Genomic DNA, 26,906 nt, shown 5'->3' with positions numbered 1-26,906 from the left:
GCTGTCTTATTCGGGAAATGCGCGCATCGGTGTCGGCGCGCTGCCGTTGCTCTTCTCATCGTCCCACCGTCCACCCAAGTGGTCGTGTCGACTCCGGTCGGGGCGCCCGTCAGGCCGGGGCTGTGGTGCGCGCCAGCTCGCCCACCACGTCGGTCAGGCGCCCTCTGCGGAGATGGGCGGTGCGCTGGCTCGCGGCTCCGCCCCAGAGCGCTGCAACCGGTCGGACAACTCCGCCGTGAGGTCCAGGTCCCCGCTGGCAGCCGGTCCGGGCGCCGCGAGGTTCAGCAACCTCTGGTGAGCGGCTTGGAGGGCAGCGGATGGGGAGGCCGGGGGGCCGTCCGTTGCCGATGTCGGGCAGCAGTGAGGTGGCCGGGCCTCGCACGAGGGCGGTGAGCAGCACGACCACGTCGAGGTCGGCGTTGACGTCGCAGACGCGGATCTCCAGCGTCGGTACGTGCTCGGAGGGGCGGGCGTGCCAGTAGATCATCCGGCGGTCCAGCAGGGTGCCGTGCGGACCAAGTGGCCTGCGAGCCGCTCGTAGCCGGCTTCGTCGAGCAGGGGCGCGGGGCCGACGCCCGGCCACCGTGCCCACTCGACCGAACGGCGGCTGGCCCAGCCGGTGTCCCGGCCCAGGGAGAACGGGGAATTGGCGGCGATCGCCTGGAGCGTCGGCAGCCAAGGGCGCATGTGGTTGGCCAGCGCGAGCGCCTGGGCGTGTCCCGTCACTCCGACGTGGATGTGGCAACCACACACCATCCCGTCGTACCCACCCGCCAGGGACGACCACCGGGCGGCCATCCGCTCGTAGCGCTCGCCGGGGGTCACGGTCAGCGGGCGCCCCGGCGGGACGGCGGGAGTGCCGGTGGCGACGAGCAGGCACCCCTCGCCGGCCGCGGCCTCGGCCATCACCCTCCGCAGCAAGGCCAGTTCGGACCTCAGCACGGCCGGTGTCGCCGAGGGACGGGTACACACCTCGACCTGTGGTCCGAAGAACTCCGTCTGCGCCTGCCCGCCCGGGATCGGAATCGCGGCTTCGACGACGCGGGGCCCCCGGGCCATGGGCATACCCGTGCGCCGGTCCACGAGCAGGAACTCCTCCTCGACGCCCGTCGTCATCCGGCTGGTCCCCCGTGGCAGGCCAGCCTGTACCGGGTCGACGCCGCGTATCGGCACCGTCACCAAGGCACACATACGGAAGCCCCTCGCCGAAAGGCTGGAGCGGGCCGCTTCAGGCTCACCCCACTGCCTCGCGTCTACCCCTCCGAGCAGCCTCGGCCCACAGGCACCTCCCGTGCTTGCCGGCGCCGGCAAGGCGCGACCGGCAGCCCGCGGCTGTCCTACGATGCCGTTGAGGGCCTCGGGACGAGCAGGACCGGAGGGCACATGCCTGAGCAGGGCCGAGCAACGGAGGCTGACGCAGACAGCGCCGCCCAGCAGCGGGCATTGCGGTGGGCCGGACTGACAGCTGCCTCCGATACCGGAATGGACCGCTTCGCCCGGCTGGTTTCCCGATTGCTCCACGCGCCGGTGGCCTTCGTTTCGCTGGTCGAGGAGGACCGTCAGATCCTGCCCGGACTGGTCGGCCTAGGAGAGCCCTGGGCGGAAAGCCGCGCACTGCCGTTGTCTCATTCGCTCTGCCGGTACGTGGTGGCCTCCGGGCGGCCCTTGGTGGTGCCGGACGCCCGCGCCGACGAACGGCTCCGCACCCATCCGGCCATCACGGACCTCGGGGTCATCGCGTACGCGGGAATGCCGCTGACCGACGCCGAGGGACTCGTCGTGGGCTCTCTGTGTGCCATCGACCACGAACCGCGGGCCTGGGAGCCGGGCGAGCTGTCCGACCTGGAGGATCTGGCCGCGGCATGCTCTGCCGAGCTGCGTCTGCGCGTCCTGTCTGCGAAGAGCCGGTCCGCGCAGCAGGTGCTGGAGACCGCGCGGGCCGCCGCCGAGCAGGCCAGAAGCGATGCGCAGCGTCTGGAGCAACAAGCCCAGGCCGGGATGGATCATGCCGAGCTCCTGCTGAGGGCCTCGGAGGAGCTGGCCCAGACGTCCGGGCTGGAGGACGTACGACGACGAGTGCGGGACCTGTTCGTCGGCGTCGGGAAGCCCTCGTACGTCGGTCTGCTGGTCGCTGACAAAGACGAACTGCACCGGGTTGCCGACCCGGATATCGAGAACGCGGTGGAACGGGGCGTTCTCACGTTGTCCGTGGACGCGGCGTTCCCGAGCACCCGGGCCATGCGGGAACGCAGGGCGGTTTTCGTTCCCGACCGCGAGGCGATGGTCGCCGACTACGGCACCGAGGCGGTTCGCTTCTTCGACCGCATGGGCCTCACCACGGTGCTGTGCCTGCCGCTCTGGGGCAGTCGCGCTCTGCTGGGCGTGCTCGCGATCTGCTGGGCCAAACGGCACGAGGTGGGCGTCACCGAGCGGGCCACCCTCACCGCCGCGTCCGGCTACGTCGCACAGGCGGTGGAACGCGCCCTGTACCTGGACGAGCGGATCTCCGTCGCCCGCGAGCTCCAGGCCGCCATGCTCACCGACCTGCCCCTCACCGACCACGTCGAGATCAGCGCCCTGTACCAGGCGGCCGCGGACGACCACATGATCGGCGGCGACTGGTACGACGCCTATCACCTGCCCCGTGCCGCCGCGGCCTCCGACGGCGAGACCGCTTCGCTCATGATCACGGTGGGCGACATCACCGGACACGACATGCACGCCGCCACGATCATGGGGCAGGTCCGCAGCATGCTGCGCCAGGCAACCCTCGACCATGCCCCCTACAGTCCCGCCACCGCGCTGACCGCGCTCGACGCTGCCTGCTCGGTCCTGCCCATGGAGACCAGCGGCACCCTGGTGCACGCCCGCCTCGACCCCGTCGACGGCAACCACGACTGGACGCTGACCTGGTCCAACGCGGGTCACCCGCCGCCCCTGCTCCGCACTCCGGACGGGAATGTGGCCCAGTTGCTCGAACACGACGTACTGCTGCACGGGTCGCTCGGGCCGTTCGATCGCACGGAGCACCGGCGCGCCCTGCTTCCGGGCTCGACGCTCCTGCTGTACACCGACGGGCTCGTCGAACGCCGCGGCCGGGACATGGACGCCGCCGTCTCGCAGCTCGTCGCCCTGCTCGCCCGCCACGGGAACCGCCCCCTGGACGAGGTGCTTCGCCGGATCAGCAACCGGCTGGCGCACCCGACGCCCGAGGACGACGTCGTCCTGCTCGCTGTGCGAACTCCCTCAATCCCGCAGCCACAGCGGTGCTGAGACGGCAGGAGCGGCGATTTCCGTTTCGCTGTCGGTTCACACGACGGTCGCCACCCATACCCGCCGCCGACCTGGGCGCGGGCCCCGCGGCAGGTTTCCCAAGGCGCCCCTCAGATTTCCTCAGCCTCGACGATAGTGGTGCGCATGCGGTTTCTGTTCGGCTTCCGATCCGCCCGAGTCGGGCGCTCTCGGCGCAGACCGCGACCTACGTACGGTTCCTGGCTGGCGGGCACGCTGAGCGGGACCGGCGTGACTCGGCTGCCCGACCGTGGGGACGGCTCCCTGGTCCTCGTCCTCGCCGGGGAGTTCGACGGCGGGACCGTCGCTCCGTTCCGCCGTGCCCTGGCCGAGGCCCGGACCTCCCGGGCCGCACGGACCATCATCGACGTGTCCGCAGTCAGCTACGCCGACACCGGACTGCTCCGGCTCCTCGTCCAGGCCCACCACCGCATCCCCCGGTTCGCGGTGGCGGGCCCCCTCCCGCCCCAGCTGCGCCGGCTGCTGGAGATCAGCGGCGCTGCGGCGGTCCTGCGCATCACCCCCGACGTCGAAGCGGCGCGCCGGGTCTGAGTCCGGCGCGCCGCCCTGGCGGGGTCTCAGGGCTCCGGCAGGGCCGTGCGCAGGGCGCTGCGGCCCGAATCCCAGGCCCCGCGGATGTGGGCGGCGAGCCGGTCCTCGACCAGGACGGTCGCCGCGCAGCCGAACGCGACGTCCCCCTCCAGATCCGGTTCGTCCGCGAGGAGGCCACCGATGACCTCGTGGCGGACCACCTGCTCGTGGACGGCGTCGGCCTCGACGTGCTCGGCGTAGAAGTGCTCGGCCGCGGGGCCCGCCCCGCAGCGCCGCATGGCCCTGGCCAGGCGGCGGGACCCCGGCGACGAGGTGACCTCGACGCACGCGAAGTGACCGACGAGCGCTCCGCGCAGGGCCCGGTGCAGTCCGAAGAGGGACATCAGGTTGACGGTCACGAGCAGCGGGGCGAAGGCCTCTTCGACGGACCGGGGTGCGTCGGACAGTTCGGTGCGCAGGGCGTGCAGGAAGCGGGCTTCCAGGGCCTGGCGCAGCCGCAGCAGGTCCGGATCCCATTCGCGTTCGCCGTCCACGCCGTCGAAGCCGCGGTAGTGCAGTTCGTACAGCAGGTGGAGCGACAGTTGCAGGTCCTCGCCCCACGGGTCCGCCTTCAGGACGGCCCCGGGCGCGTACACCGGCGCCGTGCCCGATCGCAGGGCGCGCGTCACGGCGCCCGACAGCTCGCCCGGGCCCGCGACGAGGCGCGGGCCGGCGGCGCCTGCCGTGGTGGTGGCGTCGGTGACGGTCGGGCTGGGTGGGGTCATCACGGGTTCCTGTCCTCGGGCGGCGTCGCGGTCCTCTCGCGGCGGCGGTGGCTGGTGTCGCACCACGGGTAGGTGCGACTGCGGCGGCAGGTGCACAGCGCGACCATGAAGCGGTCGGACCGGGCCACCGTCCCGTCGTCCAGGACAACCTCGACGGGGCCCTCGACCAGCACCGGGCCCTGCGGTTCGACGGACACCCGGCGGACCTCCGCGGTGACGGGGACTGGGCACCGGGCGCGGTCAGGGGCGCCGGGCACGGATGACCACCAACTCTTCCCGCTCCTCGGCTTCGGCCGCCAGGCCCCGCTGTTCCAGCCAGGACCGCCGCGACCGCAGGACCGGACCCCACGGCACGGATGCCGTCGCCGTCACTTCAGCGGCCAGCCCTGCCCCCGCCAGCCGGTCGAGGGTCTCCTCGGCACCGCACATCCCCGAGTGCACCATCAACAGGACTCCGCGGGGCCGCAGCAGGTCGGGGGCGCGCCCGCAGATCCGGTCGATGACCGCGCGCCCGTCGAGTCCGGCGTCCCAGGCCTGCTCCGGCCCGCGCGAGGGCAGTCGGTTGTCCGGAGCAGGGACGTACGGAGGGTTCGAGAAGACGACGTCGAAGTGCCGTCCGGCGGCGCGAGCCTCGAAATCCCCGTGCAGGACACGCAGCGGAAGACGGTGGAGCCAGGCGTTCAGCCGGGCCGTGGCCACCGCGGACCAGGACACGTCGACTGCCGTGACCCGGGCACCCCTGGTCGCGGCGTGCAGCGCCAGGGCGCCGGTGCCCGTACCGATCTCCAAGATCTCTGTATGGGACCCGAGGTCCTCATCGGCGAGGGCCGCGGCCAGCAGCCTGGTGTCCGCCTGCGGCTGGTAAACGCCCGGCAGGGCCACCAGGCCGCCGGGCAGCGTGGTCACGGAAAGAGCAGTACTGGGCACCGTACCTCCGGTCTCACCGCGGCCCGCCGGCGAGCCGCAGCGATTGCTTGAGGTACGGCACCTGCCCTGACCCGTGCGCCCCATCCAATTGAGCGTCGATCTTCGGAGGATCAGACCAAATTGGCGCCAACATTTCTCAGACCGCACGTCGACCTGAGAAGCGCAGATTCGCCTCTCGATCCAAGACGCTCATCAAGATGGCGCATCGAATGCGAATCGATCTCGAAATAGGTGCGGGATAGGTGCGGGATAGCTTGGCAGGCCTGTGGATGAGGAGGGTGCTTGCCGGAGGGGCGCCCCACCGCACCGCCTGAACCCTCCGACCGAGCTACGGTGGGAAGGTCTCGTACGAGGTGAGCAGCAGGATAGGCGGGCGGCCCGTAACTGTGTCCACGTCAAGTCATGAAGCCGCCGGCGCACCCTGCTGGGTGAGTCTGACGACCGCGGACCTCACTTCTGCTCAGCGGTTCTACGGTGCCGTGATGGGCTGGACGTTCCGACGGACCCGACGTGGCGAGTGGTTCTCTTTCGCCTTTCGCGACGGTGCTCCCGTGGCCGGTTTCGTGGAGAATCCATCGCTGCCCGCTGCCTGGACGCCGTACTTCGCCGTCGACGACGCCGACGTCACCGCCGCACGTATCCGCGAGCGCGGCGCAACCGTCGCGGTTGGCCCGCTGTCCTTCCGTCGGGGCCGGGCCGTGCTGGCCGCGGACCCCGACGGGGCTGTCTTCGGGCTCTGGCAGGGCGGAATCTTCAGGGATTGGGGGGTGGGCCGCGGCGCCGCTCCCGCCTGGCTGGAACTCCGCACCCGCGACGCCTTCGCCGCCGCCATCTTCTACGGGGAGGTCCTGGACTGGGCCGGCGAATCGCCCACATCCTGCGTACCGGCCTACGAACACGATCACGTCGTCGTGCGCCACGGAGACAACACGGTGGCACGGATCAGTGGCGGAGCGGTGGACACAGACCCCGACCCACACGTGCGACCTCGGTGGCACGTCCACTTCCGGGTACCCGACCTGGAGGCCGCGGTCGAGGCGGCCACCACGGCAGGAGGAAGCATCGCCTCTCCAGTGGAGACCTCAAGCGCCAGCCGGTGGGCCGCCCTCCGCGACCCGGAGGGCGCCCTGTTCACAGTGCTGGCACCACAAGGATGACACCGCCCTTTGCACGCCGGGATGCCGCGTGGGGAGGCTAAGCGCAGAAGGTTCCGGCGTGAGCTGAGTCTCGTGCCGCGGATCGCCCGTGCAACGGCTGCGGCCGGGTAGACGGGCGCAATGACACTGCCCGTAGACCTACTGTCCGAGTCCGAGGTTCAGGAGCTGATCGGATGGCTCGTCCGTGTGATCGAGGCCGCCGGCGCACTGATCATCTTCACCGGTGCGCTGTGGGCGTTCGCCCGCTTCGCCTCGACCGGGCTCCGCAGGCGATCGCTCATCGGTGAGTTCAACAAGATCCGGTTGAGCCTGGGGCGCTTCCTCGTTCTGGGACTGGAATTCCAGCTCGCGGGTGATGTGCTGCGCACCGCCGTCGCCCCCGGCTTTACGGAGATCGGGCAGTTGGCTGCCATCGCCGTGATCCGGACCCTCCTGAACTTCTTCCTGACCCGGGAAATCGCGGAGGAGCGGGCCGAGATCGAACAGGACCGCAAAGGGTCCGAGCCTCGCCTCGCAGCTCCCTGAAGGCCCTTTGTGACGCGGATCTGAGCGTTGATCGCAGCTTGCGGGGCAGGCGCGCATCGGAGGTGGTCGATCTTGCCCGGAGGGGTGGAAGCGGCGCGAAGGATCTGGTCGGCGGCCACAGAGCAAGCCGACTATCTGCGGCGCGCGGTGCGGGGAGCCGGGAGCGAGCGGGACCAGGTGCTGCTGGTCGCCAAGACCGTGGTCGCGGCGATGGCGGCGTGGATCCTCGCGCGGTACCTGCTACCGCCTGCAGTTTCGACGTTCGCGCCGTTCACCGCGCTGGTGGCGCTTCAGGCGACCGTGTACCGGTCGGTCCGGGACTGCCTCCAGTACGTGGTGGCCATGGCAGCGGGAGTCACGCTCGCCGCCACCCTGGCGGCCGTGGCCGGTATCCACGGCTGGACATTCGCCTTTCTCACCCTGATCGCGCTCTGCATCGGCAGGATCCGGCGCTTCGGCCAGCAGGGCCTCCAAGTAGCCATCGTCGGCTTCTTCGCGTTCTCCTCCGGCCAGGGACAGATCGACTACATCGGCCACCTGGTCGCGTCCGTGGGCATCGGGGCGCTCTGCGGCCTCGCCGCCCATCTCGTCCTCGCTCCCGCCCGGCACACCCACCACCGTCAGCAAGCCGTCACCGGCCTCTACAGCACCATGTCCCGGCGCCTCGACGACCTCGCCGACACCCTCGAAGCGGACGATCCCGACCGGGATCACCTGCGCCAGTGGCGCCGCGACTGGCGCAGCCTGTCCGCCGAGTGTGAGCGCATCCGCCACACCATCGAAGCCGAAATCGAAAACGGCCGTATGAACCCGCGCCCGGCCATCAGCGGATCCGGTGAGGTCCTCCCCCGCGCTCGGGAGGCAATCACCGTCGCCGAACGCAGCATGGACCACCTCCGTTCCATGTCCCGGGCCTTGGACTACGCCCTCGGCAGCGGCGAACTCGGGAATCTCCCCGCCGCTTTCCGGCCCGGCTTCAGCGCTGTCCTGCGCGCCGTGGGCACGGTGATGGAGGAGATGGGCCAGGCGTCTCCCACCGATCCGGAGCTCCTCGACGCGAGGATCGACGAAGCGGCCGCAGAACTCGACCGTGTGCAACAGCAGGAACGGACCACCCCGGAAGCCTCCCCGGCCGCACACGCCTTGCAGGGCACGCTCCTCACGGATGCCGGCCGCCTCCTGGCCGATCTCCGGTCGGGCCAGCAGATCCGCGCCAGGACCTGAGGTCCTTCACTCCCCCATGGTCCCGGCGTGGTGTGAGGTGAGCGGGGGGCGGGGTAGGCGCGACAAGAGAGGCGTCGGCCGCCGAGGCAGCCGGACGCCGCCCCGCGATCGAGTCGCCCGTAGGACTGACCGCGCCAACACCCCACAAAGGTGCCACCACCCGCCGTGAAGCGTCCGGTGAAGCGTGGCGTCGGCAAGGAACGACCATGAAAGCGGCAGTGTACGAAGGACCGCGGACGGTGACGGTCAAGGACGTCCCCGACGCGAAGATCGAGCACCCCGGCGACATCCTGGTGAAGATCACCACCACCAACATCTGCGGCTCCGACCTCCACATGTACGAAGGCCGGACCTCCTTCGAGACGGGCCGGACCCTCGGCCACGAGAACCTCGGCCAGGTCGTCGAGGTGGGCGATGCCGTCAGCAAGATCAAGGGCGAAGACTGGGTGGTGCTGCCCTTCAACATCGCCTGCGGCTTCTGCAAGCAGTGCGAACAGGGCCTCACCAACTACTGCCTGACCATGCAGCCCAAGCCGGACATGGCCGGCGCCGCGTACGGCTTCGCCGAGATGGGCCCGTACCAGGGCGGCCAGGCAGAGCTGCTGTGGGTCCCGTACGGCGACTTCAACGCCCTGCGCCTGGGCGAGGACGCCGCCGAGCGCCAGCTCGACTACGTGATGCTGGCGGACATCTTCCCCACGGGCTATCACGCCACCGAGATGGCGGGCGTCAAGCCCGGTGACCAGACGATCGTCTACGGCGCCGGTCCGGTCGGCCTCATGGCCGCTTACTCGGCGATCCTCAAGGGCGCCGGCCGTGTATGGGTCGCCGACCACCAGCCCGATCGGCTCCGGATCGCCGAAGAGATCGGCGCCATCGCCATCAACACCGCCGAGCAGGATCCGGCCGAGGTGGTCAAGGAAGCGACCCTCGGGCTGGGTGCGGACAACGGCTGCGAGTGCGTCGGCTACCAGGCCCACGACCCGCAGGGGCACGAGGACGCCACCTTGACGATGAACGGGCTGATCGACTCGGTCCGGTTCACCGGTGGAATCGGCGTCGTCGGCGTGTTCCTGCCCGAGGACCCCGGAGGCGCCGAGGCCCAGGGCGAGCTCGAAGCCCAGGGAAAGGTACCGCTGGACTTCGGCATGCTCTGGTTCAAGGGCCAGCGCATCGGCACCGGCCAGGCACCCGTCAAGCGCTACAACCGGGCCCTGCGTGACCTGATCGCCGGCGGCAGGGCCGAGCCCAGCTTCCTCGTCTCCCACGAACTCGGCCTCGACGAGGCCTCATCGGCCTACGAACACTTCGACAACCGCGACGACGGCTGGACCAAGGTCGTCCTCCACCCCAACGGCACCAACGGCAGTAGCCGCCGGGCATCCGCCGACAAGCGAGGCAGCCGCGCCACGGGGGGGTCCTCCGGGCACACCGTGGAAGAGCTGCGCCAGGAGGCCAAGGCTCAGGGCATCGAAGGCCGTTCGCACATGAACAAGCAACAGCTGGAGCGGGCCCTCAAGCATTGATCACCACAGGCTGGGTCGTACGCGGGCCGGCGGAGCCGTACCCGGACAGCACCCGTCAGTTCATCACCCGAGCCGCCACAAGTCCCACGCCCGAACGAGTGGTGCCAGTTGCCACCAACATTTCTGAAGGGTCCCATCAAGCACCGATGCCCAGATTCACGGAAATCCGCTCTTCGTCTTCGCCTACATAGCCTTCACGGCTCGGGGCCTGCTGCGGGCTGCCCAAGAAACCCGTTCGAACCGGTGGTGCGGTGTCTGCCTCGGGCTCGCTTCGGGAAATGGCGTTCCCACCACGGGGAGATCCTCGAAGCCGCCTTGGCCGGCCCCCACGCCGGCTTGGTCGAACCTGTACGGCCGGACGAGGATTCCTACTTCATCGTCAAGGCACGCCACTCCGCCTTCTACGAAACGTCCCTCGCCTACCTGTTGGGAACACTGGGCGTCGACCATCTCGTACTGTGCGGGCAGGTGACGGAGCAGTGCGTGATGTACTCCGCCCTCGACGCCGACATCAGGCACCTGTCCGTCACCATCGCTCGCGATGCCGTCGCCCACATCCGCTCGGACCTGGCAGACGCCGCCCTGACCATGATGGAGATCAACATGGCGGCCCGCATCGTGCCCGCGACAGAGGCCTGCAACTGAAGAAGCAGCGCCATCACGCGCGGGCGGGAGCGTCCCGCCCCTCAATGGTCCGCGGCATTGAGCCTTGCCCGGGTTGGACCAATGTTCGGCGAATTCACCCCCGCGCCGGTCGCCGGGCTCGCCCGCCTGAACGATCCGATCGGGCCCACGTTCAGTGCTTGGCGCTCGGAACAGCCAGGGGCTCGCCCGGCGCCCTCTTCTTCGCCGCCTCCATCTGTTCGCCGAGTTCAGCGAGGCGGTTACGACCCATGGCCTTGCGGACATCGGGGAACCACTCCTTCTCCTCTTCCTCGACGTGGTGGCGGACGTTCTCCATCAGCACGCTCATCTTTGCGTCGAACCGCTCGTCGGCCGCGTCCAGATCCTTGAGCTCCGACTGCATCCACAGCACGACGTGATGCTCCTCGATGCTCTCCAGGACATGGTCCTTCGTGTCGGGTGCCGCTTCACGGGCCGCCGGGTAGAAGATCTTCTCCTCGATCCAGGTGTGCGTGGTCAGCTTCTCGATCACCTGGTCGGCGATCGTCGCCGGCCTTCTCGAACTGCTTGAACAACTTCTCGACCGTCTTGTGGTCTTCCTTGAGCAGAACGATTCCGTCCGCCAACGCCTCCAGACTTCGCACTACAGGCGGCGCGGCCGGCCACCCCACGCCCGTTCACCCGGCCGCCGCTTGTAGTGCTCGCCCAGGACGAGGGATTGGCCAGATTGGGCGACATGCCTGCGCCGTCCGTGGGTAACGAGCCAGGGCCTGGCAGGCGCACAGTCGGTATAAACCCGTTCGACTGCTGGTATGTCCACGGATCGCGGGTAGGGGCCGCGCATGACAGCTATCGACACGCTCGCGGCCGACGGCCAGGCCTCGCTCTTCCTCATCTTCGCCGGAGTGGTCCTGGTCATCCTCCTGATCGGTGCCTTCTGGTACGGGAGCCGGCGCAGGCGCCGCGAAGTACCGCCGACCGAGCAGAATCCCGTCGCACAAAGCCGCGCGGACTCCTGGCAGACCCCGGAAGAGCATGCGCGCGATCAAAAGGACCAAGAGTATCCCCGGCCTTGAGTGGACGGGCCGGACCCACTGATCCGTGGACCCGGAATGGCCAGATGGATATCAGGGACCCGCAGTCTCGTTCAGTTGCGAGAAGAAGAGACGTCACCGGAGGAAAAATGACGCACGGAGAGAACGACCGCATCACCTATCACGACGGGCGGCCGGATCCGCAGAAGGGGCGGATCGAGGAGATCCGCGACGAGGGCCCGCATGCGGTGTACCGGGTGCGGAACGAGGAGACCAACGAAATCCAGGTCATCACCCAGGGCCAGATCGACTGAAGCGTCCGCCCACCCGGCAGGGCTCCGAGGTGTCGGCGTGGCCGCCCGGCCGCGCCCCGAGCGCACGTTCAGCCATGGTGAGTCACCATCTCCGGTGAAGGCGGGGGTGCTGGACGGTCCGGGCGGCGCCGGCCTGATCGGGGAAGAGGACCGGCACCGCCGGTGGGTCAGCCCGGCCAGGCTCCGGTCACACGACGTATGGCCACTGCGCCCGATCGCTCGACCGACGACTTGACCACGGCGAAGATCGCTCCCTGAATCGCAGCGGCGAGCAGGATCTGCGTCCACGTGCGGTCTTCGTCAGTGGCGTCCGGGGCATCACCCTCACCTTCGATGATCTTCCAAGCCTGCTTGAACACGGCCCCCGCGACCATGCCGCTCGCCGCCCCGAGGAGGAATCCGACATGCTTGTAGGCAGCGCCGGAGGCCTTCATCGGCGACGTGCGCGGCTGCGACGCACCAGCACGAGGGCGATGATCACAGCGCCGGCGACCAGGAGCGGAGTGCGGTTGCCTCGTGTGGCCCTCGCAGCTTGGTCGGCCCTCTCGAGCAGCGGGTCGGGGGTCATGTCCGCCGCGTACTGTCCGGCGCGGGTCGCGCCGTCCCACACCTGCGTGGCGGCCTGGGCGGTCTTGCCCAGGACCGAGTCGGGGGTACTGTCCCGCACCAGCCGGGCGGCTTGTTCCGCCTTCTCGCGGATCTGGTCGGCGATGAGGGAAGCCTTTTCGACGGTTTGCTGCTTCATGACGGCGGTCTTCTCCTTGGTTCGGGCCTTGCTTGTCGGCCTTGGCTGCCAGAGCCTCGACGGTCTGGCTGAGCTCGTCGCGAGTGCGCTCGACCTTCTTGCGCCGCGCTTACCCCGGCACGGCCCCAGCACCCGCCCCACGAGCAAGAGCTCTGCGCGGGCCTTCGCAGCAGGACTGCGATGAAGAGACCACGGCCCGTCGGCGGGCCTGTCGTTCGGGTGCAGTCGGCGCCAGGCCGGGATGGCAGCGTGGCAGCGGGTAGGCGTCGTGTATGAACTCACGCACCCGCAACACCTCTCCCACGGACGGGCCGACCACGGCCCTCGACACTGCCTCAGCATGCTGGCTGAAGACCCTGGACCGGCTCGAACGGACGACAGTGGCCGATCCGGCCATCAGGGCGCTGCAGCGGGGAATCCGCTCCCTCCCCCTGGGCGGCATGCGCGATCTGCTGCGCGGCAGACCGCTGGGCCACCCCGTGCACCCCGTGCTGGTGCAGGTACCCATCGGATGCTGGCTGTCGGCCTCGGTACTCGACTTCGTGCCCGGTACACACCATGCGACGGCCACCCTGACGGCCGTCGGACTGGCCGGTGTCGCACCGGCCGCGGTCGCCGGCTGGGCGGACTGGGCGGACCTGCCGCCCGAGCAGGCCCGGGTCGGCCTGGTCCACGCGGCCTCCAATGTCGCCGCGGTGGCCTGCTACACCGCGTCCCTGACCGCACGGCTCCGCAGCCGCTCGGCGAAGGGCCGGCTGTGGGCCCTGGGCGGGCTGGCTGCCGTAGCCGTCAGCGGCGCGCTGGGCGGACACGTGGCCTACCGGCAGGCCGTAGGAGCGCACGCCGCAACGTGAGGGAGGCCTTTGCGCACCCGCTCCGTACGCCCTGATGAGCCCCGATCGAAGCTGAGCTCCGGTAGGCCTCCCCGGATCCTTCGCCGGGCCGGGCCGTCATTCAGGAGGGGGGCGTTGCGGTGTGGTCAGGATGGTGGGGGGTGCGGCGAAGCGTTTTGAGGCGGGCCTCCAGGAGGTGGTCGCGCCCGCCGGCCACCTCGTCGACGATTGCGCGTTCCACCGCAGCGAAGGGCTGGTAGTACGTGGAGTTGTAAGCCTCGATGATCTGGAACGTCCAATGACCCGGGATGACGTTGCGGCCCACGATCTCGCGCTCGACCCGGGCAGCCTGCTCCTCGTAGCCCGCCTCCCGCAAGAGTCGCGCCGCGTCGCCGAGCTCGAAGTCCGCCGTCCCGGTCAGCTGATGGAACCCGTAGAGGTGGCCACGGGCCCGCTCCGTGGTCTCGAGGGCCTTCGAAAGCACACCCAGAGCACGCACCGTCTTCTCGTCGACCGCGTCCGGAACTCGGTGTGCCGGATCCATCTCCTGATTGCTGTCCATGGGGATGTTGTGCCCGAAGGACGCCTCTCCGGTGGGGCGATTGGGCCAACCAGCGTAAGAAGGTCTCCCCGGATGCATCGGCTCCGAGGTGGCTCCGCCGAAGCGGGCTCGTGGAATGCAGGCAAGATCTCCTGCCCAGCCACCGGGATAAAAAACACATAAGAATCGAACGCATTTCCTGGATGCGGTCGGGCAGACGGTGCTTCGGAGGTTGATAACTATGGTTCCCCTGCTTCTCGTTCTTCTGCTGGTCCTGATCCTCTTCGGCGCAGGTTTCGCGGTGAAGATTCTCTGGTGGGTGGCTATCGCAGTCCTGATCCTGTGGCTGATCGGTTTCGTCGCCCGGCCCAAGGGCGGTAGCGGCCGCTGGTACCGCTGGTAGCCGTACGACAGCGCAGTTCTGACACTGCATGGCGGTGGCCGGTCACTCCTTCTTAGGGTGACCGGCCACCGCCATGTCGTTGTAGACGAGCCGTCACCGACACGGAACGAATAGCGGCGCATATAGAGGGAATCCGGACGGCAGCCGGGACGGTCGCCGTGATGCAGCAGGGAACCTGCTCACCTCCAATGATCGACGGCCGCTCCGGTCCCGTATTCAATCCGGGTGCGTGAAGTCGCAAAGGCGGGGCAGGTGAAGTCCAGGCGGTACGCAGCACATCCGCCGAGCACGACGTACGGAACAAGGAGGGTCGGCGTAGAAGCATTTCGCCGTCGTCCTCCATTGACCGGAGGAGTTGTTTTTCGCGTGACTGAGCATGTGTGGAGTTACCAGCCGACCTCGGGCCACCTGGCCGGTACGGATCTGACCGGCTACAAGGTCGAGGCGACCGACGGCAGCATCGGCAAGGTCGACAAGCACTCCGACGAGGTCGGTGACGCCTACCTGGTGGTCGACACCGGTGTCTGGATCTTCGGCAAGGAGGTCCTGCTGCCGGCGAGCACCGTGGTCAGCATCGACCCGGAGGAGCGGAAGGTCTTCGTCGACCGGACCAGGGGCCAGATCAAGGACGCCCCCGAGTTCCACCGCGACAAGCACCTCGGCGACGCGGGCTACCGCGACGAGCTGGGCACCTACTACGGCCCCGGCGCCCCCTTCGGCGGCCGCCCCGCCTGATCCCGTCCCGCAGCATGATGCCGGGCCCGGCACCCTTCCTGGGTGCCGGGCCCGGCATCATGCTGCTCAGCCACCCTCGAATTCGAGGACCTCCACCAAGACGGTTTCCTGCTCCTCCACGTGCCCGGCACTCCTGGCAATCACCGCGTACCTCCAGGACCGGCCGTCGGGCGGCACGTCCGCGTACAGCACCACGCCCTCGCCGCGATCCGGGTCGAACCCAAGGCGGGAAGCGCGCAGCCGGGCGAGCGCCTCATCGAAGTCCATGGGGGTCCGGGTCGAGCCCTTCGCCACCGACCATGCCGGGGGCGGCGCGGCCGATCCCGCAGTCAGCCGGGTGACCATGGCGTGGGGTGTGGTGGTGGCCGTACGGCGGATGTTGCTCTCACTCGCGTACGCGACACCCTCGGTGTCCACCAGCGCGTCGAGCCCGAAGGGCCCGGCGTAGCCGTGATCGGCCAGGTGACGCCCCAGGGCCGCCCCCCACTCCTCCAGCGCGTCGGCCACGGGCGCTCCGGACGGCGGCAGCGGAGAGGCGTATCCCGTGAGGGAGCCCTGAACCGTGCGCATCGCACCGCTGAAGAGCGCGCGCGTCCCGGAGGCGGAGACTTCCAGCTGGATGCTGACCGACTCGGCGACGTCGAGGCACTCCTCCACTACTCACAGGCCCTCGGGCCCCCCGACCGTGTCGAGCATCAGGCTCGCCCCGCCACGCAGGTCGTCGCGGGACACGAAGCGCATCCCGTGCCCTCCGGCCGAACGGTCGGGCTTCACCACGACACGCTCGTGATCCCGCAGGAGATCGCGCGCCGCGCCTTCCACCTCGGGGCGTCGGCACATCCGGCCCGTCGGCAGCCGCATGCCCAGTTGCTCGGCCGTCTCGCGGAATCTGGTCTTCGTGTTGAGCAGCATGGTCGTCCTCAGGGCGGCCTCTGCGGCCTCGACCGTGGGATACGGGTGGACGTCGATGCCGATGTCCCGGGCGAACGCGATCGCCGACGCGTCCAACGCCGTCGGCAGCAGCGCCGCGCCCCGGTCACCGGCGAGAGCCCGGACCTGCTCGACGAGGCCAGCCTCGCGCACCGCCCGCGCCAGCGGAACGGCTCCGGCGGGGGGCACCTCGACGACCGCCACCGATTCCGGGGGCACCCCGGTCAGGTCGTACACGTACCGCAGGAACTCCCGGCTCAGCGGCACGGGAGTGACGAACACGTCCCCCGGCCGCAGCAGCCACGCCTTCCGCGGCGCCCACGTCGTCAGCATCTGACCCTCGTCGAGGTCCACCGCCAAGTCCGAGAGGAAGTTCGCGAAAACGACGATCGGGCCCGTCTCCGTCACCGCTCTGCGCCTCTGGTCGCCGCACGGCCGTCCACGGTCAGCCTGAGATCCCCTGCTCAGCCCATTCCGGGCGCGGCCGGGCCCAGGAGGGGGAGCCGCATCCCCCGGCACATCCGAACAGACCAGGGAGGCAGGTCGGGGAAACGGTTCCCCCGCCTCGGGACCGGCCCCCCGCCCCTCCACAAAGTCAGGGTCGGTGAGGTCGACACCCTCGGCGTTCTCCATACCGGCCGCGGCGAGAAGGGCTCGAACATCGGCAGGCCGATGCGCCACTCCGATGGCAACAACGCCGTAGCGGACACGTCGCCAGCCCTGCTGGTCGGGGCGGGTAGATGATCAGCTGGGCGGCCATGGGCCAAGCCTCCGCCGCACCAAGCTCCTTGGCACCCCTTCACGTCCAATCGGGTGACCTTCACGGGGCAGCTGCCGCCCGGGCGCCGTCCGCGGTCGCTCCACGCCAAACCCCCACTGCTGGAGAGAGATGTCCCGGCGGCGGGCGTCCTGGCAGGGCCCCAACGCCGGGAAGCCGTCGCGCGCCGAGCGGGGGTCGGTCGGCGACGGCAGACTCCTTAACGCCGCCTCTGCCCCTGGGTCACGAATGTGCCCGCTACATGTTGACGGAGCCGCGAGGTACCCCCTGGCGCATTGCGACCGGAGCAGTGGAGCGCGTCGGACGGTGATGGGGGTTCAACGGTGATCGGGAGGGATTGTGCTGAGGACGCTGTCGAAGGGGTGGGCCCTCGGCGGCCACGGCCTGCCCGAGACCGGGGTGGAACGGTGTCCCGCGTCCCTGTCGGGGTCCGTGGCGGCAGTCAGGTGGTCTGCGGCGCTCTGAGTGGGGCTCCGGCCGCGTGGAGGCTGGCGAGGGTCTGCCGGTAGGAGGTGACCAGGCTGGTCTCCAAGTAGCTGACCCCGAGCTCCTGGCAGTACGCGCGGACAATGGTCTGGGCCCTGCGCAGGTGGAGGCTGGGCATGCTCGGGAAGAGGTGGTGCTCGATCTGGTAGTTGAGACCGCCCAGGACGATGTCGGTGAACCGGCCGCCGCGAACGTCCCGGGAGGTCAGGACCTGACGCCTGAGGAAGTCGGGCCGCTCGTCACCCCGCAGGACCGGCATGCCCTTGTGGTTCGGGGCGAAGATCGAGCCGAGGTAGACGCCGAAGAGGCACTGGTGGACGAGGAGGAACACGACCGCCTTGCCCGGCGGCAGCACCAGGAACAGCGCGCCGAGGTAGGCGGCGATGTGAGCGGCAAGCAGGACCCCCTCCCACACCCGGTGCTTGAGCGAGCGGTCGAACAGCGACCGCACCCCGGACACGTGCAGGTTGAACCCCTCCAGCAGGAGTAGCGGGAAGAAGAGGTAGGCCTGCGATCGGCCGAGCAGCCGCGGCAGTCCTCTGGCCGTGCGGGCCTGGTCCTGCGTCCAGACGAGGATGTCCGGGTCGAGGTCGGGATCGAGGTCCTCGTGGTTGGGGTTGGCGTGGTGCCGTGTGTGCTTGTCCTGCCACCAGCCGTATCCCATGCCGATGCCGAAGTTGCCGGCGATGCGCCCGGACACCTCGCTGGCTTTGCGCAGTCGGAACACCTGCCGGTGGGCGAGGTCGTGCGCGAGCAGGGCCACCTGCCCGAACACGAAAGCAAGGAAGGCAGCCGCCATTGGCGTCCACCAGCTGTCGCCGATCAGGACGAAGGCCGTCCACCCGGCGGCGTACAGGGCCGTCACGGCCGCGATGCGCAGTGCGTAGTACCCGGGGCGCCGGGCCATGAGACCCGCCTCCTGGATCTTCCGGGAGAGTCGTGCGAAGTCGCTCCCCGACTCCGCCCGTACAGGAGGAGGACGCACCGTCTGGGAGAAATTCATGATCAGGGGTCGCTTTCTGGTCGGTCTCGGAGGAGCGGCCACATCACCTGCGGAACTCCCTGTGCCGGGCCCCGCCGGCTCGCGGGTGTCGCTCCCCTCGTACTGCGCATACCCGGGATAACGACCTTGACGTACCCCCAGCCCTGCGCCATGGTCCGACCTCGGGCAACCCGTGCCGGCCCGACAGACCGAGCCGGCACGGTTGTGCTACCGAGCGCAGCCCCTGTCGGGAGTCCTCTGCCCTGACTCGCTTGGCTTGCGGGCCCAGGTGGGGCCCAAAGGCCCCAGAGACGGCATAGCCCGGTCACCGCGCGTACGCAGAGGGGGCGTCCACTCCCCTCTCACGGCAGAAACGGCGACTCCCCGGGGCTACCGCGAGCGCGTGCTGGAGGGGTGAGGGCGCAGCGCCTGAGTGACTGCCGCGCTGCGCAGCTCCTCCAAGAGCGCGAGTTGCTTCTCGGCGTGCGCCGCGAGGGCGTCCAGATGCGTGGTGGAAAAGCGTTCGCCGGTGTCGGCGAGGGTCCTCAGGGTCCGCCAGCAGGCCTTCTTGCCCTGGACGCCGAGGAGCATGGACTCTGCTTCCAGGACGTCGCTGAGGGGCGAGCGGGTGAGGAGGTGACCGTTGGTCTTGAGGCGGCCCGCCTTCTCGGCGAGCCAGCCCATGGCCGCCTTGGAGTGGCTGATCGGGACGTCCAGGTCGGTCATGATCTGTGCCAGCGCGTCACGGTCCTCGTCGGCCTGACGGGTCAGTTCGGTCAGTACCGTGTGCGCTTCTGTGCTCGTCTGCGCCTTTGCGGAGCGCCGGAAGAGTTCCAGGCCCCCAGTGGCGGCGGAGTAGTGGTCGTTGAGGTAGATCGCGAGTAGCTGGGCGCTTTCGGATCCTCCCTGCGGGCTCCCGTTGTCGTCGCAGGTGTCGACGGCTTCGGGGTGCATCTCGCGTTTCACCGAGGCTCCGAGGTCCTTCCAGCTGTCCTCGAACTTGGTGAGTCCTTCGCGTTCCAGGGTGTCGGTGACGTCGGAGAAGTCGACGCCGGCGCGTCCCAGAGCGTCGAGGTGGGAAGCGGCGGCCGCGTAGTCGTCCCCGGTCGGGGGGTGGGCGAGGATTCCGTGGTCTGCGAACGCGGCCAGGGTGGCGCCGGGCATGGTGTTCACGGTGCCGGGGATGACGAGTTCGCTGACGTACATGGTGTCGGGGTAGGACGGGTCCTTCACCCCGGTGGACGCCCACAGGGGCCGCTGAACGCGTGCTCCGGCCGCCGCGAGGCGCTGCCAACGCGGCTCCGCGGTCATCTCCTCGAATGCCCGGTGTGCCAGCCGGGCGTTGGCGACCGCAGCCTTGCCCTTGAGTGCAAGGGCCTCTGGGGTGCCGAGGGCGTCGAGGCGGCGGTCGACCTCGCTGTCGACGCGGGAGACGAAGAATGAGGCGACCGAGTGGATGGCCGACAGATCGCGTCCCGCTGCCTGCGCCCGTTCCAGACCGGCCTGGTAGGCATCCATCACGTCGCGGTAGCGGTCCAGTGAGAAGATCAGCGTGACGTTGACGCTGATGCCCTCGGCGATGACGGCGGTGATCGCCTTGAGCCCCTTACGCGTGGCCGGGATCTTGACGAGCAGATTCGGCCGGTCGACTGTTTGCCACAGCTTCCGGGCCTGGACAGTGGTGGCGTCGGCGTCCTGCGCCAGGCGCGGGTCTACCTCGATGGAGACCCGTCCGTCGATGCCGTCGGTGCGCTGGTGGACGGGGGCCAGGACCTCGCAGCCGCTTCGCACGTCGTCCGTGGTCAGGGCGAAGACCGCGTCGTCGACGCTGATTCCCCCGTCGCCGAGGCGGCGCAGCTGCTCGGTGTAGCGGTCACCCTTGGACAGGGCGGAGGCGAAGATCGTGGGGTTGGTCGTGACCCCCACCACGTGCTTTTCCGCGACCAGTTCGATGAGCTCTCCACCAGCCAGGAGCTCGCGGGACAGGTCGTCGAGCCAGACCGCCACTCCGGCCGCGGACAGTGCTGCAAGGGGGGCGGTGCCAGCGGGAACGGACATGTGAGACCTCCAGATGGTGCGGCGCCGCTCGCGCCGAGGTGCTTCTCGCCCGACGGGCGGGCTTGTCGGCGGCGGCACTCGACACCGTGGTTCCCTTCGCGCATGCCCGCCCTGCCCGGCTGCAAGCGCGGCACTCACGGGGTGAGGCAGGGGCGCAGGGTGAAGAGACTGCGGGTGCCGGTGAGCTCGAGGACGCGCAGTGCCTGGCGCGGGACGCCGCACAAGTGCAGCACGCCGTGCTCGGCGCGGGCGCGGTTGCGCAGGGTGAGGAGCATGTTGAGGCCGCTGGAGTCCATGTGGGTCACGGCCGACAGGTCAAGGGCAAGGGTCTGACCCTCCAGGGCCAGGGTGTCGGTGGCTTGGGTGACAGTGGGGCAGGTGGTCATGTCGAGTTCACCGGCCACGGTCACGGCCATCACGTCGGGTTGCACACTGACATCGAGGTCAAGCCTGATGGGGAGCATCACTGGTCCGCCGTTCGGGATCGAAGCCCATTACGGTCGGCTCCCGGCGTACGCGGAGAGGCCGTCAAGCGTGCAGCCGTCGGAAGGCCACTCACAGCCGAGCGAGACCACCCGTACCGCCGGTCACCTTCAGGCGCACGAGGTCTCCCACCAGACCAGGCTGGTTCCCCTCGAGCCTGTCACGCCGACGCCGGGAACACCAGGCCCCCTATCAGCCCGGGCCGCGGAAGTGCCCGGGACCGTGCCACAGCAATCCGCTGTCGCATCTGTCTGCACTCGGCAGACTGTGACGCGGTTTCCGTTCGCGAAGCGGGGCATCCGCCAGACAGGCACGCCGGGCGAAGGAGGAACAGGTGACCACGACCGTCCTGGACCAGTCCCTGTCTCGTATCGGATGGCCTGGAGCAGCAGCTCGTGAGGCCACCCGCGCCTTCCTCGCGCGCGCAGCCCGCCTACGGGCACCCGCCAGGGACGGGAGCATGGATGACGTGCTCCTGGTGGTGGCCGAGCTCGTTGCTAACGCGATCCGGCACACCGACGGCCCCTCTTCCCTGCACCTGGAACTGCTCGATCACGCCGTCGACGTCTGCGTCTCCGACCCCAGCCCCCGGCCACCCGAGCCGAGGACCCCTCGCACGGACGGGACCGGTGGGTGGGGATGGTTCATGATTCAGCGCCTCGCAACCCACATCCGGATCAGACCAGCAGCCGGTGGCGGAAAGATCATCTGCGCGGAACTCCCCTGGTAGCAGATGTCGGCCTGTGGCCGACCCCGGCCCGAGCCAACGTCTTTACTGATTGCCGCGCAGGCTGCGGGATCTCCGGCCTCCCAGGGTCTCGTGGTGCAATGTGACTGTGCGACGCCGCCTTGGCGCGGGTCTTACCGACCCGGGACCGAGTCCCGGCCGCCATCACGCAATAAGGGGTCGTTGTGACCGCAGGAGAGCCGGAGGACGGGCAGGAGTCTCGTCACTCCACCAGCCGGAACCGCCGGGGCAGGGCGATGACGTTGGCCGGGACGTTGGAGGCTGCGGAGGCCGCGGCGCCCGTGGAGTCGCTCGATGTGGTCGCGCGCATGCTCAAGGAGCACCTCGGGGCAGCCTCGGTGTCATTCTTGATCGCCGACTTCACCGGCAGTTCGGTCGTGAGGCTGGGAGCTGCGGGCAGCGTCCAGACCGGTGAGCCCGCCCGGCGCATTCGACTGCGAGGCACCCTGTACGACGACGTGATCCGAAGCCAGCGGCCGCAGGTGGAAGACAGGGGCGGCAGTGAGCTGGTGCGGGTCGTCGCCCCGGTGACCAACCGCGGGGACGCCATCGGGCTCCTGGAGCTGTTCCTGCCTACCGCCCCGGGCGCCGAAGTGATGCGGGAGATCGGTGAGACCGCGCACGCGCTGGCGTACATCGTCATCGCCAACCGGTCCCATACCGATGTGTACCAGTGGGGCCGGCGCACCAAGCCGCTGAGTCTGGCCGCGGAGATCCAGCACCGGCTGCTCCCGGCGTCGCTGGCATGTGAGGCGGCACAGTTCGCGGTCGCAGGTGCCCTGGAACCCGCCGACCACGTCGGGGGCGACACCTTCGACTACGTGATCGACCGGGATACGGTCCAGCTCTCCGTTACCGACGCCATGGGCCACGACGTCGACGCCGCGCTGCTGGCCACCCTCGTCCTAGGTGCTCTGCGGCGGGCGCGGCGGGCGGGCGGCGACCTCGAGGCACAGGCCCATCAGGCCGACCAGGCCATGCACGATCACGGCCGTGGCGGTTACGTCACCGGTCAGCTACTGCGCATCAGTCTGCTCGATGGCCGGGCCGAGTTCGTCAACGCCGGGCATCCCTGGCCGCTGCGGATGCGCGAGGGGCAGGTGCAGGAGATCGTTCCCGAAGTTGATCGACCGTTCGGCCTGAATGTCCATGGATCACCGGCCGGCACCTACCGGGTGCAGACGCTGGACCTGCGGCCGGGTGACCGGCTGGTGATGTTGACGGACGGCATGCTGGAGCGCAACGCCGAGAATCTCGACCTGTCGGACATGATTCTCCGCACCCGCGCCCTGCATCCCCGCGAAGCCGCCCGCACCCTCATCGGGGCGATCGTGGACGCCGGTAACGGCCATCTGGACGACGACGCAACCGTCATGTGCCTGGACTGGCGCGGGATCGGCAACTCCCAGCGTGACGCGGCTACCGGCGCCGACCTCACGGATGCCTCACGACCATCGATCGGAGAGCTCCACCCGGGCACGCACGGGGCAGCAGGGTTCTCGGGCGCTGGCCACCCGGATCCGTCTCGCGGCCACCGAGTACGCCACCGGGCCTGCTGAACGCCCTCCTGCACGCTCCCTGCGATCTGCTGAGCCGTCTCCGTGACGCTGTCCGCCGCCTGGTGGATGCCTCCGGAGGTTTCGTGCGCAGCATCGTGTGCGGGAGGCATCCCGAAGCGGCGAGGGTCGGGGGAGGCTGGCGGAGTCAGTTGTGACGTGCGAGCTTGACCGCAGAGGCGAGCAGGATCAAGGCCAGCGCGGGGATGAGGACCACGTCTGGGAACACTCCGAGCAGCAGCCCGCCCAGAACCGCGCCGGCGATCGAGCCTGCGGCCATGACCACGGTGAAGCGGCGGTTCGCGCCCAGGACGGTGAAGCTGCCGTCGCGGCTGTAGCGGGCGAAGGCCACCAGCATCGTGGGCAGGGACACCAGCAGGGAGAGGCTCCCGGCGGTCTTGATGTCCTCGCCGAAGAGCAGCACGATCGTCGGGATCAGCAGCTCGCCGCCGGCCACGCCCATGATCGCCGCGACAACGCCGATGCCGAACCCGGCCACGACACCGGCAGGCACCTGCGCCCATAGCGGCAGGTCGAGCGTGCCCAGGGCGGTGGTGTGCGTGAGTACGAGGGCGACCGCCATGAGCACCATCAGAGCAGCCAGCACCTTGTAAAGGGTCGAGGAGCGCATCCGCACCGCCCAGGACGCTCCGGCCCAGGCACCCAGCAGGCTTCCGGCCAGCAGGTTGACCGCGACGGGCCAGCGTGCGACCACCTCGGCAGCCGGGACCGCCGCCAGACGGGCGGGCAGTGCGACCAGGACCACGACCAGGCTCATCGCCTTGTTCAGGATGACGGCCGAGAGCGCTGCGAATCCGAAGAGGCTGATCAGCAGCGGCAGGCGGAACTCCGCGCCACCCAGTCCGATCATTCCGCCCAGAACGCCGATGGCGGCTCCCGCACCGAACACCACGGGTGCCGTGTGCGTCGGGCGGAGGGAGGCAATGTTCCGGTCAGTGCGCATGATGGAATCTTTGCTGGTCACCGGCCCACCTACTATGGCCCGGCCCCGCCTTCAGGAGAAGCCACTGGATGCGGGCCCAGTACTTGTCAGGACCTCCGAGTACCCCTTGCACAGGGCGGGACACGGACCAGGCAGGCGGCGGCTGCATCGCGGGGGAATCTCCAGGAAAGCTGGGTCCCCGCACGGGCATGCCGGCCAACAGGCGGTCTGGCTCGCTGCCGGTCGGACGGCGGTCAGCGGGTCTCGGTGTCCGGCGTTGGTCACAGGGCCGGACAGGCTAGCCCCGCTTCCGAACGCATGGTTTCGGGTCACGGGTGTGGGGCCTGTCCCCTGTGTCTGGAGATGTGATGGCCGAGAAGAATCCGGTCAAGGCAGTTACTGACAAGATCGCCGGTGCCTTGCACGGCGACGCCCCGCCGACCGGCGGACCGGAGGACGGCATCCCCGGCAAGCCCGCACCGGTCTCCCCGCAGGTGGTGGAGCCAACCGAGCCGGTGGAGCCGCTGCCGCCGAAGGCGGATCAGAGCGGCCCGGAGACGGTCAGTCCGACCGGCCAGCCCACCGGTGCGGACCAGGCCAGGGTCGCGCAGAGCGGGGCCTACCTGACGACCGCGCAGGGCGTCCGGCTGCCCGACACAGACCACTCGCTCAAGGCGGGCCCCCGGGGGCCGGTACTGCTCCAGGACCACCACCTGCGTGAGAAGCTCATGCACTTCGACCACGAGAGCGCCTTCCGGGGCTGACCGATCTTCCCCGCCATGTTCCTGGGGGCGGCGGGCGGGATCGCTCTGTCGCACCTTCCAGGGCTACAGCTCACCCCGACGTTCGCCGTGGGCATCGGAGCCATGTCGGTCAGCATGCTCAGGCTCCCGTTGGCGTCGGCGCTGCCGCCACCCTGCCGCTTGGATCGCAGAGCCTCACCCTCATGCCGGTGGTCATCCTCGCTGGTGGTCGACTACGTCGTCGTGATCCTCAGGATCAGCCCGCCTCCGTCCGGCAGATCCGAGGCCCGCGCCCGGACAGGCCCTGGCGGCATGACGCACCGCAGGAATTGCCGGCTGGCTTCGCCGTCGAGGACGTACAGGATGCCCTGCGGACACGACCGGTCCGCCATCTACCGGCGGGGGGCCGGACGACCTTGTCCACGCTCCACGGCCCGGGCGCTCACGCCCTCACGAACGGCCGGTACGGGAATGCCTCCCGGATCAACCTGTTACAAAAGAGCGCCAATACGCCCTAATGCGCCGTAGTGGCCCTTTCTGTGGGTGATCACTGCGGGGTCGGGGTACCACCCAGCATGATCACTGTTGGGGTCGAAGAGGAGTACCTGCTGGTCGACCCGGAGACGCTCCTTCCCACACCGCTCGTGCAAGAGGTGCGTGCCACGGCCCGCCTGGCACCCCTCTCGGACGAGCAAGAGGTCCAGGACGAGCTGCTCCAGGCTCAGATCGAAGTCGCCACCCCCGTGTGCACGGCTCTCGAGGAGGTCGGAGGGCATCTCTTGCGGTTGCGCCACGCGGTCGCCTCCGCCGCGCAGGCGAACGGCTGCCGCATCGCCATCTCTGCCACCGCGCCGGTCAGGGATGCCGTACCCGTACCCATCACCGGCACGGCGAGATATGTGAAGATGCAACAAGAGGCCCGGTTGCTGGTCGACGAGCAGCTGATCTGCGGGATGCACGTCCATGTGGGGATGCCTGACCGCGAGACCGGGGTAGCCGTGCTGAACCGGCTGCGCGTCTGGCTTCCGACGCTGCTGGCGATGTCCGCGAACGGGCCCCTGTGGGACGGGCGGGACACCGGTTTCGCCAGCTGGCGCACGATCATCTTCGGCCGCTGGCCGGTCAGCGGTCCACCACCGCACTTCGCGGGGCTCGCGGACTACGAGGCGCGGGCCGACGCGCTGGTGGGGCCCGGGGTGATTCCGGACCGGGGCCAGCTGTACTGGCAGGCCCGGCTCTCCGAGCGCTACCCCACTGTTGAGGTGCGCTGCTGTGATGTACAGCTGGAGGCGGACGAGGCAGTGATGCTCGCCGGTGTCATCCGCGGGCTCGCCACCACAGCGATGACCGAGGAAAGCGTGGGAGTCGCTCACACGCCGTGCCGACCGGAGCTGCTGCAAGCGGCGACGTGGCATGCGGCCCGGCACGGGATCAGCGGCACGCTGGTGGACCCGATAGGGCGGCTTCGGAGCAGCGGGGACGTGCTGTGCGCGCTCCTGCGTTACATCGGCCCCGCCCTTGAAGAGAGCGGTGACCACCGCGAGGTGACCTCGCTCGTCCATCGGCTGCTCCTGCGGGGAACGTCGGCCGACCGCCAGCGCCGCGCCCTGGCCGGGGCCGGCCTACCGGCGGTCGGTGCCTTGATCACCTCAGGAGCCACCATCGTCTGAGTCCCGGCCGGCTGTGCGAGGGGGATGCCGGCGCAACCGGGGCGTTGCAGGCTCCACCGGGGTCCTCCCGGCCGAGCCGTGCGGATGACGTGCCTGCAGATCCGGACGCGCCCGCGCAGCCCGCGCCGTCGACGAGTTCCGTGGGGGTTCAGGGCGGTGTCCGGTATCGCGCGGCGCGCATGGGCCGCTCGCACGCCTGCCCCGCGCGCAGGATCGGGAGGGGTTCTAGAGTTGGAGCAAGGCATGCGGGTGGTCTGCGGACACCCACTGTCGCACGTCGTTCGCCTGCCCCTGGGCCGTACCCAACCCGCCCGCAAGGCAGGTCCGCTGCCCA

Annotated in this window: 29 protein-coding genes and 2 pseudogenes; 16 read left to right on the top strand and 15 right to left on the bottom strand. The window is 69.6% G+C overall.

Translation table 11 applies throughout. The features are described 5' to 3' along the window. Positions 1-109 precede the first annotated feature (109 nt). Positions 110-487, bottom strand: a complete 378-nt coding sequence (locus OG444_RS34905; RefSeq protein ID WP_327265859.1) for a hypothetical protein — start codon at positions 485-487, stop codon at positions 110-112. Continuing rightward, on the bottom strand, positions 484-1,116 hold the full coding sequence (locus OG444_RS34900) for a carboxylate-amine ligase (protein WP_327265858.1): 633 nt from the start codon (positions 1,114-1,116) through the stop codon (positions 484-486). Before OG444_RS34900 ends, OG444_RS34905 begins: the two co-directional genes overlap by 4 nt. 366 nt (positions 1,117-1,482) lie before the next feature. On the opposite strand from OG444_RS34900, the gene OG444_RS34895 reads away from it, so the two are divergent. Together OG444_RS34895 and OG444_RS34890 are read left to right on the top strand one after the other, a co-directional pair. Continuing rightward, the gene (locus OG444_RS34895) at positions 1,483-3,273 is read left to right on the top strand and encodes a SpoIIE family protein phosphatase (protein ID WP_327265857.1); all 1,791 of its coding nucleotides are present in this window, start codon (positions 1,483-1,485) and stop codon (positions 3,271-3,273) included. A 249-nt stretch (positions 3,274-3,522) separates the two neighbouring features. Further along, a complete protein-coding gene (locus tag OG444_RS34890) occupies positions 3,523-3,843 on the top strand; it encodes an STAS domain-containing protein (protein ID WP_327265856.1) in 321 nt (106 codons plus the stop codon). Between the two features lie 26 nt (positions 3,844-3,869). On the opposite strand, the gene OG444_RS34885 is transcribed toward OG444_RS34890, so the two are convergent. The 3 genes from OG444_RS34885 to OG444_RS34875 are packed head-to-tail and all read right to left on the bottom strand — an operon-like array spanning position 3,870 to position 5,504. Beyond that, positions 3,870-4,607: an iron-containing redox enzyme family protein gene (locus tag OG444_RS34885; RefSeq protein ID WP_327265855.1), complete on the bottom strand. Its 738-nt coding sequence runs from the start codon at positions 4,605-4,607 to the stop codon at positions 3,870-3,872. Beyond that, positions 4,607-4,864: a CDGSH iron-sulfur domain-containing protein gene (locus OG444_RS34880; protein ID WP_327265854.1), complete on the bottom strand. Its 258-nt coding sequence runs from the start codon at positions 4,862-4,864 to the stop codon at positions 4,607-4,609. Before OG444_RS34880 ends, OG444_RS34885 begins: the two co-directional genes overlap by 1 nt. Next, the gene (locus OG444_RS34875; protein WP_327267025.1) at positions 4,848-5,504 is read right to left on the bottom strand and encodes a HemK2/MTQ2 family protein methyltransferase; all 657 of its coding nucleotides are present in this window, start codon (positions 5,502-5,504) and stop codon (positions 4,848-4,850) included. The genes OG444_RS34880 and OG444_RS34875 overlap by 17 nt, the downstream gene beginning before the upstream one ends. Positions 5,505-5,920: 416 nt before the next feature. Between OG444_RS34875 and OG444_RS34870 the strand changes: the two genes are divergently transcribed. From OG444_RS34870 to OG444_RS34850, 5 genes and pseudogenes are all read left to right on the top strand, one after another. Continuing rightward, complete coding sequence (locus OG444_RS34870) at positions 5,921-6,691, top strand: VOC family protein (protein WP_327265853.1); 771 nt, start codon at positions 5,921-5,923, stop codon at positions 6,689-6,691. Between the two features lie 120 nt (positions 6,692-6,811). Next, the gene (locus OG444_RS34865) at positions 6,812-7,216 is read left to right on the top strand and encodes a DUF1622 domain-containing protein (protein ID WP_442810698.1); all 405 of its coding nucleotides are present in this window, start codon (positions 6,812-6,814) and stop codon (positions 7,214-7,216) included. A 72-nt stretch (positions 7,217-7,288) separates the two neighbouring features. Continuing rightward, on the top strand, positions 7,289-8,440 hold the full coding sequence (locus OG444_RS34860) for an FUSC family protein (protein ID WP_327265851.1): 1,152 nt from the start codon (positions 7,289-7,291) through the stop codon (positions 8,438-8,440). A gap of 206 nt (positions 8,441-8,646) precedes the next feature. Beyond that, positions 8,647-9,966 carry an alcohol dehydrogenase catalytic domain-containing protein gene (locus tag OG444_RS34855; protein WP_327265850.1) on the top strand — a complete coding sequence of 440 codons (1,320 nt, stop codon included), beginning with the start codon at positions 8,647-8,649 and terminating at the stop codon, positions 9,964-9,966. Positions 9,967-10,236: 270 nt separating this feature from the next. Continuing rightward, positions 10,237-10,611, top strand: a pseudogene (locus tag OG444_RS34850) (cysteine hydrolase family protein); the annotation flags it as partial. Positions 10,612-10,762: 151 nt separating this feature from the next. Here the strand turns inward: OG444_RS34850 and OG444_RS34845 are convergent. Continuing rightward, positions 10,763-11,122 (bottom strand): hemerythrin domain-containing protein, encoded by a 360-nt coding sequence (locus tag OG444_RS34845; protein WP_442810697.1) that lies wholly within the window; start codon positions 11,120-11,122, stop codon positions 10,763-10,765. Positions 11,123-11,432: 310 nt separating this feature from the next. On the opposite strand from OG444_RS34845, the gene OG444_RS34840 reads away from it, so the two are divergent. Continuing rightward, positions 11,433-11,666: a DUF6479 family protein gene (locus OG444_RS34840; protein ID WP_327265849.1), complete on the top strand. Its 234-nt coding sequence runs from the start codon at positions 11,433-11,435 to the stop codon at positions 11,664-11,666. A 107-nt stretch (positions 11,667-11,773) separates the two neighbouring features. Further along, on the top strand, positions 11,774-11,938 hold the full coding sequence (locus OG444_RS34835) for a hypothetical protein (RefSeq protein ID WP_327265848.1): 165 nt from the start codon (positions 11,774-11,776) through the stop codon (positions 11,936-11,938). Positions 11,939-12,105: 167 nt separating this feature from the next. Here the strand turns inward: OG444_RS34835 and OG444_RS34830 are convergent, their stop codons facing one another. Together OG444_RS34830 and OG444_RS34825 are read right to left on the bottom strand one after the other, a co-directional pair. After that, on the bottom strand, positions 12,106-12,372 hold the full coding sequence (locus tag OG444_RS34830) for a DUF4235 domain-containing protein (RefSeq protein WP_327265847.1): 267 nt from the start codon (positions 12,370-12,372) through the stop codon (positions 12,106-12,108). After that, the gene (locus OG444_RS34825; RefSeq protein ID WP_327265846.1) at positions 12,369-12,683 is read right to left on the bottom strand and encodes a hypothetical protein; all 315 of its coding nucleotides are present in this window, start codon (positions 12,681-12,683) and stop codon (positions 12,369-12,371) included. Before OG444_RS34825 ends, OG444_RS34830 begins: the two co-directional genes overlap by 4 nt. Before the next feature lie 272 nt (positions 12,684-12,955). On the opposite strand from OG444_RS34825, the gene OG444_RS34820 reads away from it, so the two are divergent. Next, positions 12,956-13,537 (top strand): DUF2231 domain-containing protein, encoded by a 582-nt coding sequence (locus OG444_RS34820; RefSeq protein ID WP_327265845.1) that lies wholly within the window; start codon positions 12,956-12,958, stop codon positions 13,535-13,537. Between the two features lie 100 nt (positions 13,538-13,637). Here OG444_RS34820 and OG444_RS34815 read toward each other — a convergent pair whose 3' ends face one another. After that, a complete protein-coding gene (locus OG444_RS34815) occupies positions 13,638-14,078 on the bottom strand; it encodes a hypothetical protein (RefSeq protein ID WP_327265844.1) in 441 nt (146 codons plus the stop codon). A gap of 220 nt (positions 14,079-14,298) precedes the next feature. Between OG444_RS34815 and OG444_RS34810 the strand changes: the two genes are divergently transcribed. Together OG444_RS34810 and OG444_RS34805 are read left to right on the top strand one after the other, a co-directional pair. Beyond that, a complete protein-coding gene (locus OG444_RS34810) occupies positions 14,299-14,460 on the top strand; it encodes a hypothetical protein (protein WP_030302035.1) in 162 nt (53 codons plus the stop codon). Between the two features lie 366 nt (positions 14,461-14,826). Further along, positions 14,827-15,195 carry a PRC-barrel domain-containing protein gene (locus tag OG444_RS34805; RefSeq protein WP_327265843.1) on the top strand — a complete coding sequence of 123 codons (369 nt, stop codon included), beginning with the start codon at positions 14,827-14,829 and terminating at the stop codon, positions 15,193-15,195. A 66-nt stretch (positions 15,196-15,261) separates the two neighbouring features. Here OG444_RS34805 and OG444_RS34800 read toward each other — a convergent pair whose 3' ends face one another. The 5 genes from OG444_RS34800 to OG444_RS34780 all read right to left on the bottom strand — a co-directional run bounded on the left by OG444_RS34800 (position 15,262) and on the right by OG444_RS34780 (position 20,893). Then, positions 15,262-15,852, bottom strand: a complete 591-nt coding sequence (locus OG444_RS34800; RefSeq protein WP_327265842.1) for a peptide ligase PGM1-related protein — start codon at positions 15,850-15,852, stop codon at positions 15,262-15,264. 3 nt (positions 15,853-15,855) lie between these two features. Beyond that, positions 15,856-16,533: a hypothetical protein gene (locus tag OG444_RS34795; RefSeq protein ID WP_327265841.1), complete on the bottom strand. Its 678-nt coding sequence runs from the start codon at positions 16,531-16,533 to the stop codon at positions 15,856-15,858. 812 nt (positions 16,534-17,345) lie between these two features. Next, positions 17,346-18,392 (bottom strand): fatty acid desaturase family protein, encoded by a 1,047-nt coding sequence (locus tag OG444_RS34790; protein WP_327265840.1) that lies wholly within the window; start codon positions 18,390-18,392, stop codon positions 17,346-17,348. 369 nt (positions 18,393-18,761) lie between these two features. Continuing rightward, complete coding sequence (tal, locus tag OG444_RS34785; protein WP_327265839.1) at positions 18,762-20,429, bottom strand: transaldolase; 1,668 nt, start codon at positions 20,427-20,429, stop codon at positions 18,762-18,764. Positions 20,430-20,563: 134 nt separating this feature from the next. Continuing rightward, positions 20,564-20,893 (bottom strand): STAS domain-containing protein, encoded by a 330-nt coding sequence (locus tag OG444_RS34780; RefSeq protein WP_327265838.1) that lies wholly within the window; start codon positions 20,891-20,893, stop codon positions 20,564-20,566. Positions 20,894-21,246: 353 nt separating this feature from the next. Between OG444_RS34780 and OG444_RS34775 the strand changes: the two genes are divergently transcribed. Both OG444_RS34775 and OG444_RS34770 read left to right on the top strand, forming a co-directional pair. Next, positions 21,247-21,642, top strand: a complete 396-nt coding sequence (locus OG444_RS34775) for an ATP-binding protein (protein ID WP_327265837.1) — start codon at positions 21,247-21,249, stop codon at positions 21,640-21,642. Positions 21,643-21,968: 326 nt separating this feature from the next. Next, on the top strand, positions 21,969-23,219 hold the full coding sequence (locus OG444_RS34770; RefSeq protein ID WP_327265836.1) for a PP2C family protein-serine/threonine phosphatase: 1,251 nt from the start codon (positions 21,969-21,971) through the stop codon (positions 23,217-23,219). A 145-nt stretch (positions 23,220-23,364) separates the two neighbouring features. On the opposite strand, the gene OG444_RS34765 is transcribed toward OG444_RS34770, so the two are convergent. Next, positions 23,365-24,180: a sulfite exporter TauE/SafE family protein gene (locus tag OG444_RS34765; protein ID WP_327265835.1), complete on the bottom strand. Its 816-nt coding sequence runs from the start codon at positions 24,178-24,180 to the stop codon at positions 23,365-23,367. 347 nt (positions 24,181-24,527) lie between these two features. Between OG444_RS34765 and OG444_RS34760 the strand changes: the two are divergent. Both OG444_RS34760 and OG444_RS34750 read left to right on the top strand, forming a co-directional pair. Further along, positions 24,528-24,905 (top strand): annotated as a pseudogene (locus OG444_RS34760) (catalase); the annotation flags it as partial. A 572-nt stretch (positions 24,906-25,477) separates the two neighbouring features. Continuing rightward, positions 25,478-26,572 carry a carboxylate-amine ligase gene (locus OG444_RS34750; RefSeq protein WP_327265834.1) on the top strand — a complete coding sequence of 365 codons (1,095 nt, stop codon included), beginning with the start codon at positions 25,478-25,480 and terminating at the stop codon, positions 26,570-26,572. Positions 26,573-26,906: the final 334 nt, after the last annotated feature.

It is taken from the genome of Streptomyces sp. NBC_01232 (assembly GCF_035989885.1).
Taxonomy (GTDB): domain Bacteria; phylum Actinomycetota; class Actinomycetes; order Streptomycetales; family Streptomycetaceae; genus Streptomyces.
This window is presented reverse-complemented; position numbering and strand designations above follow the sequence as displayed.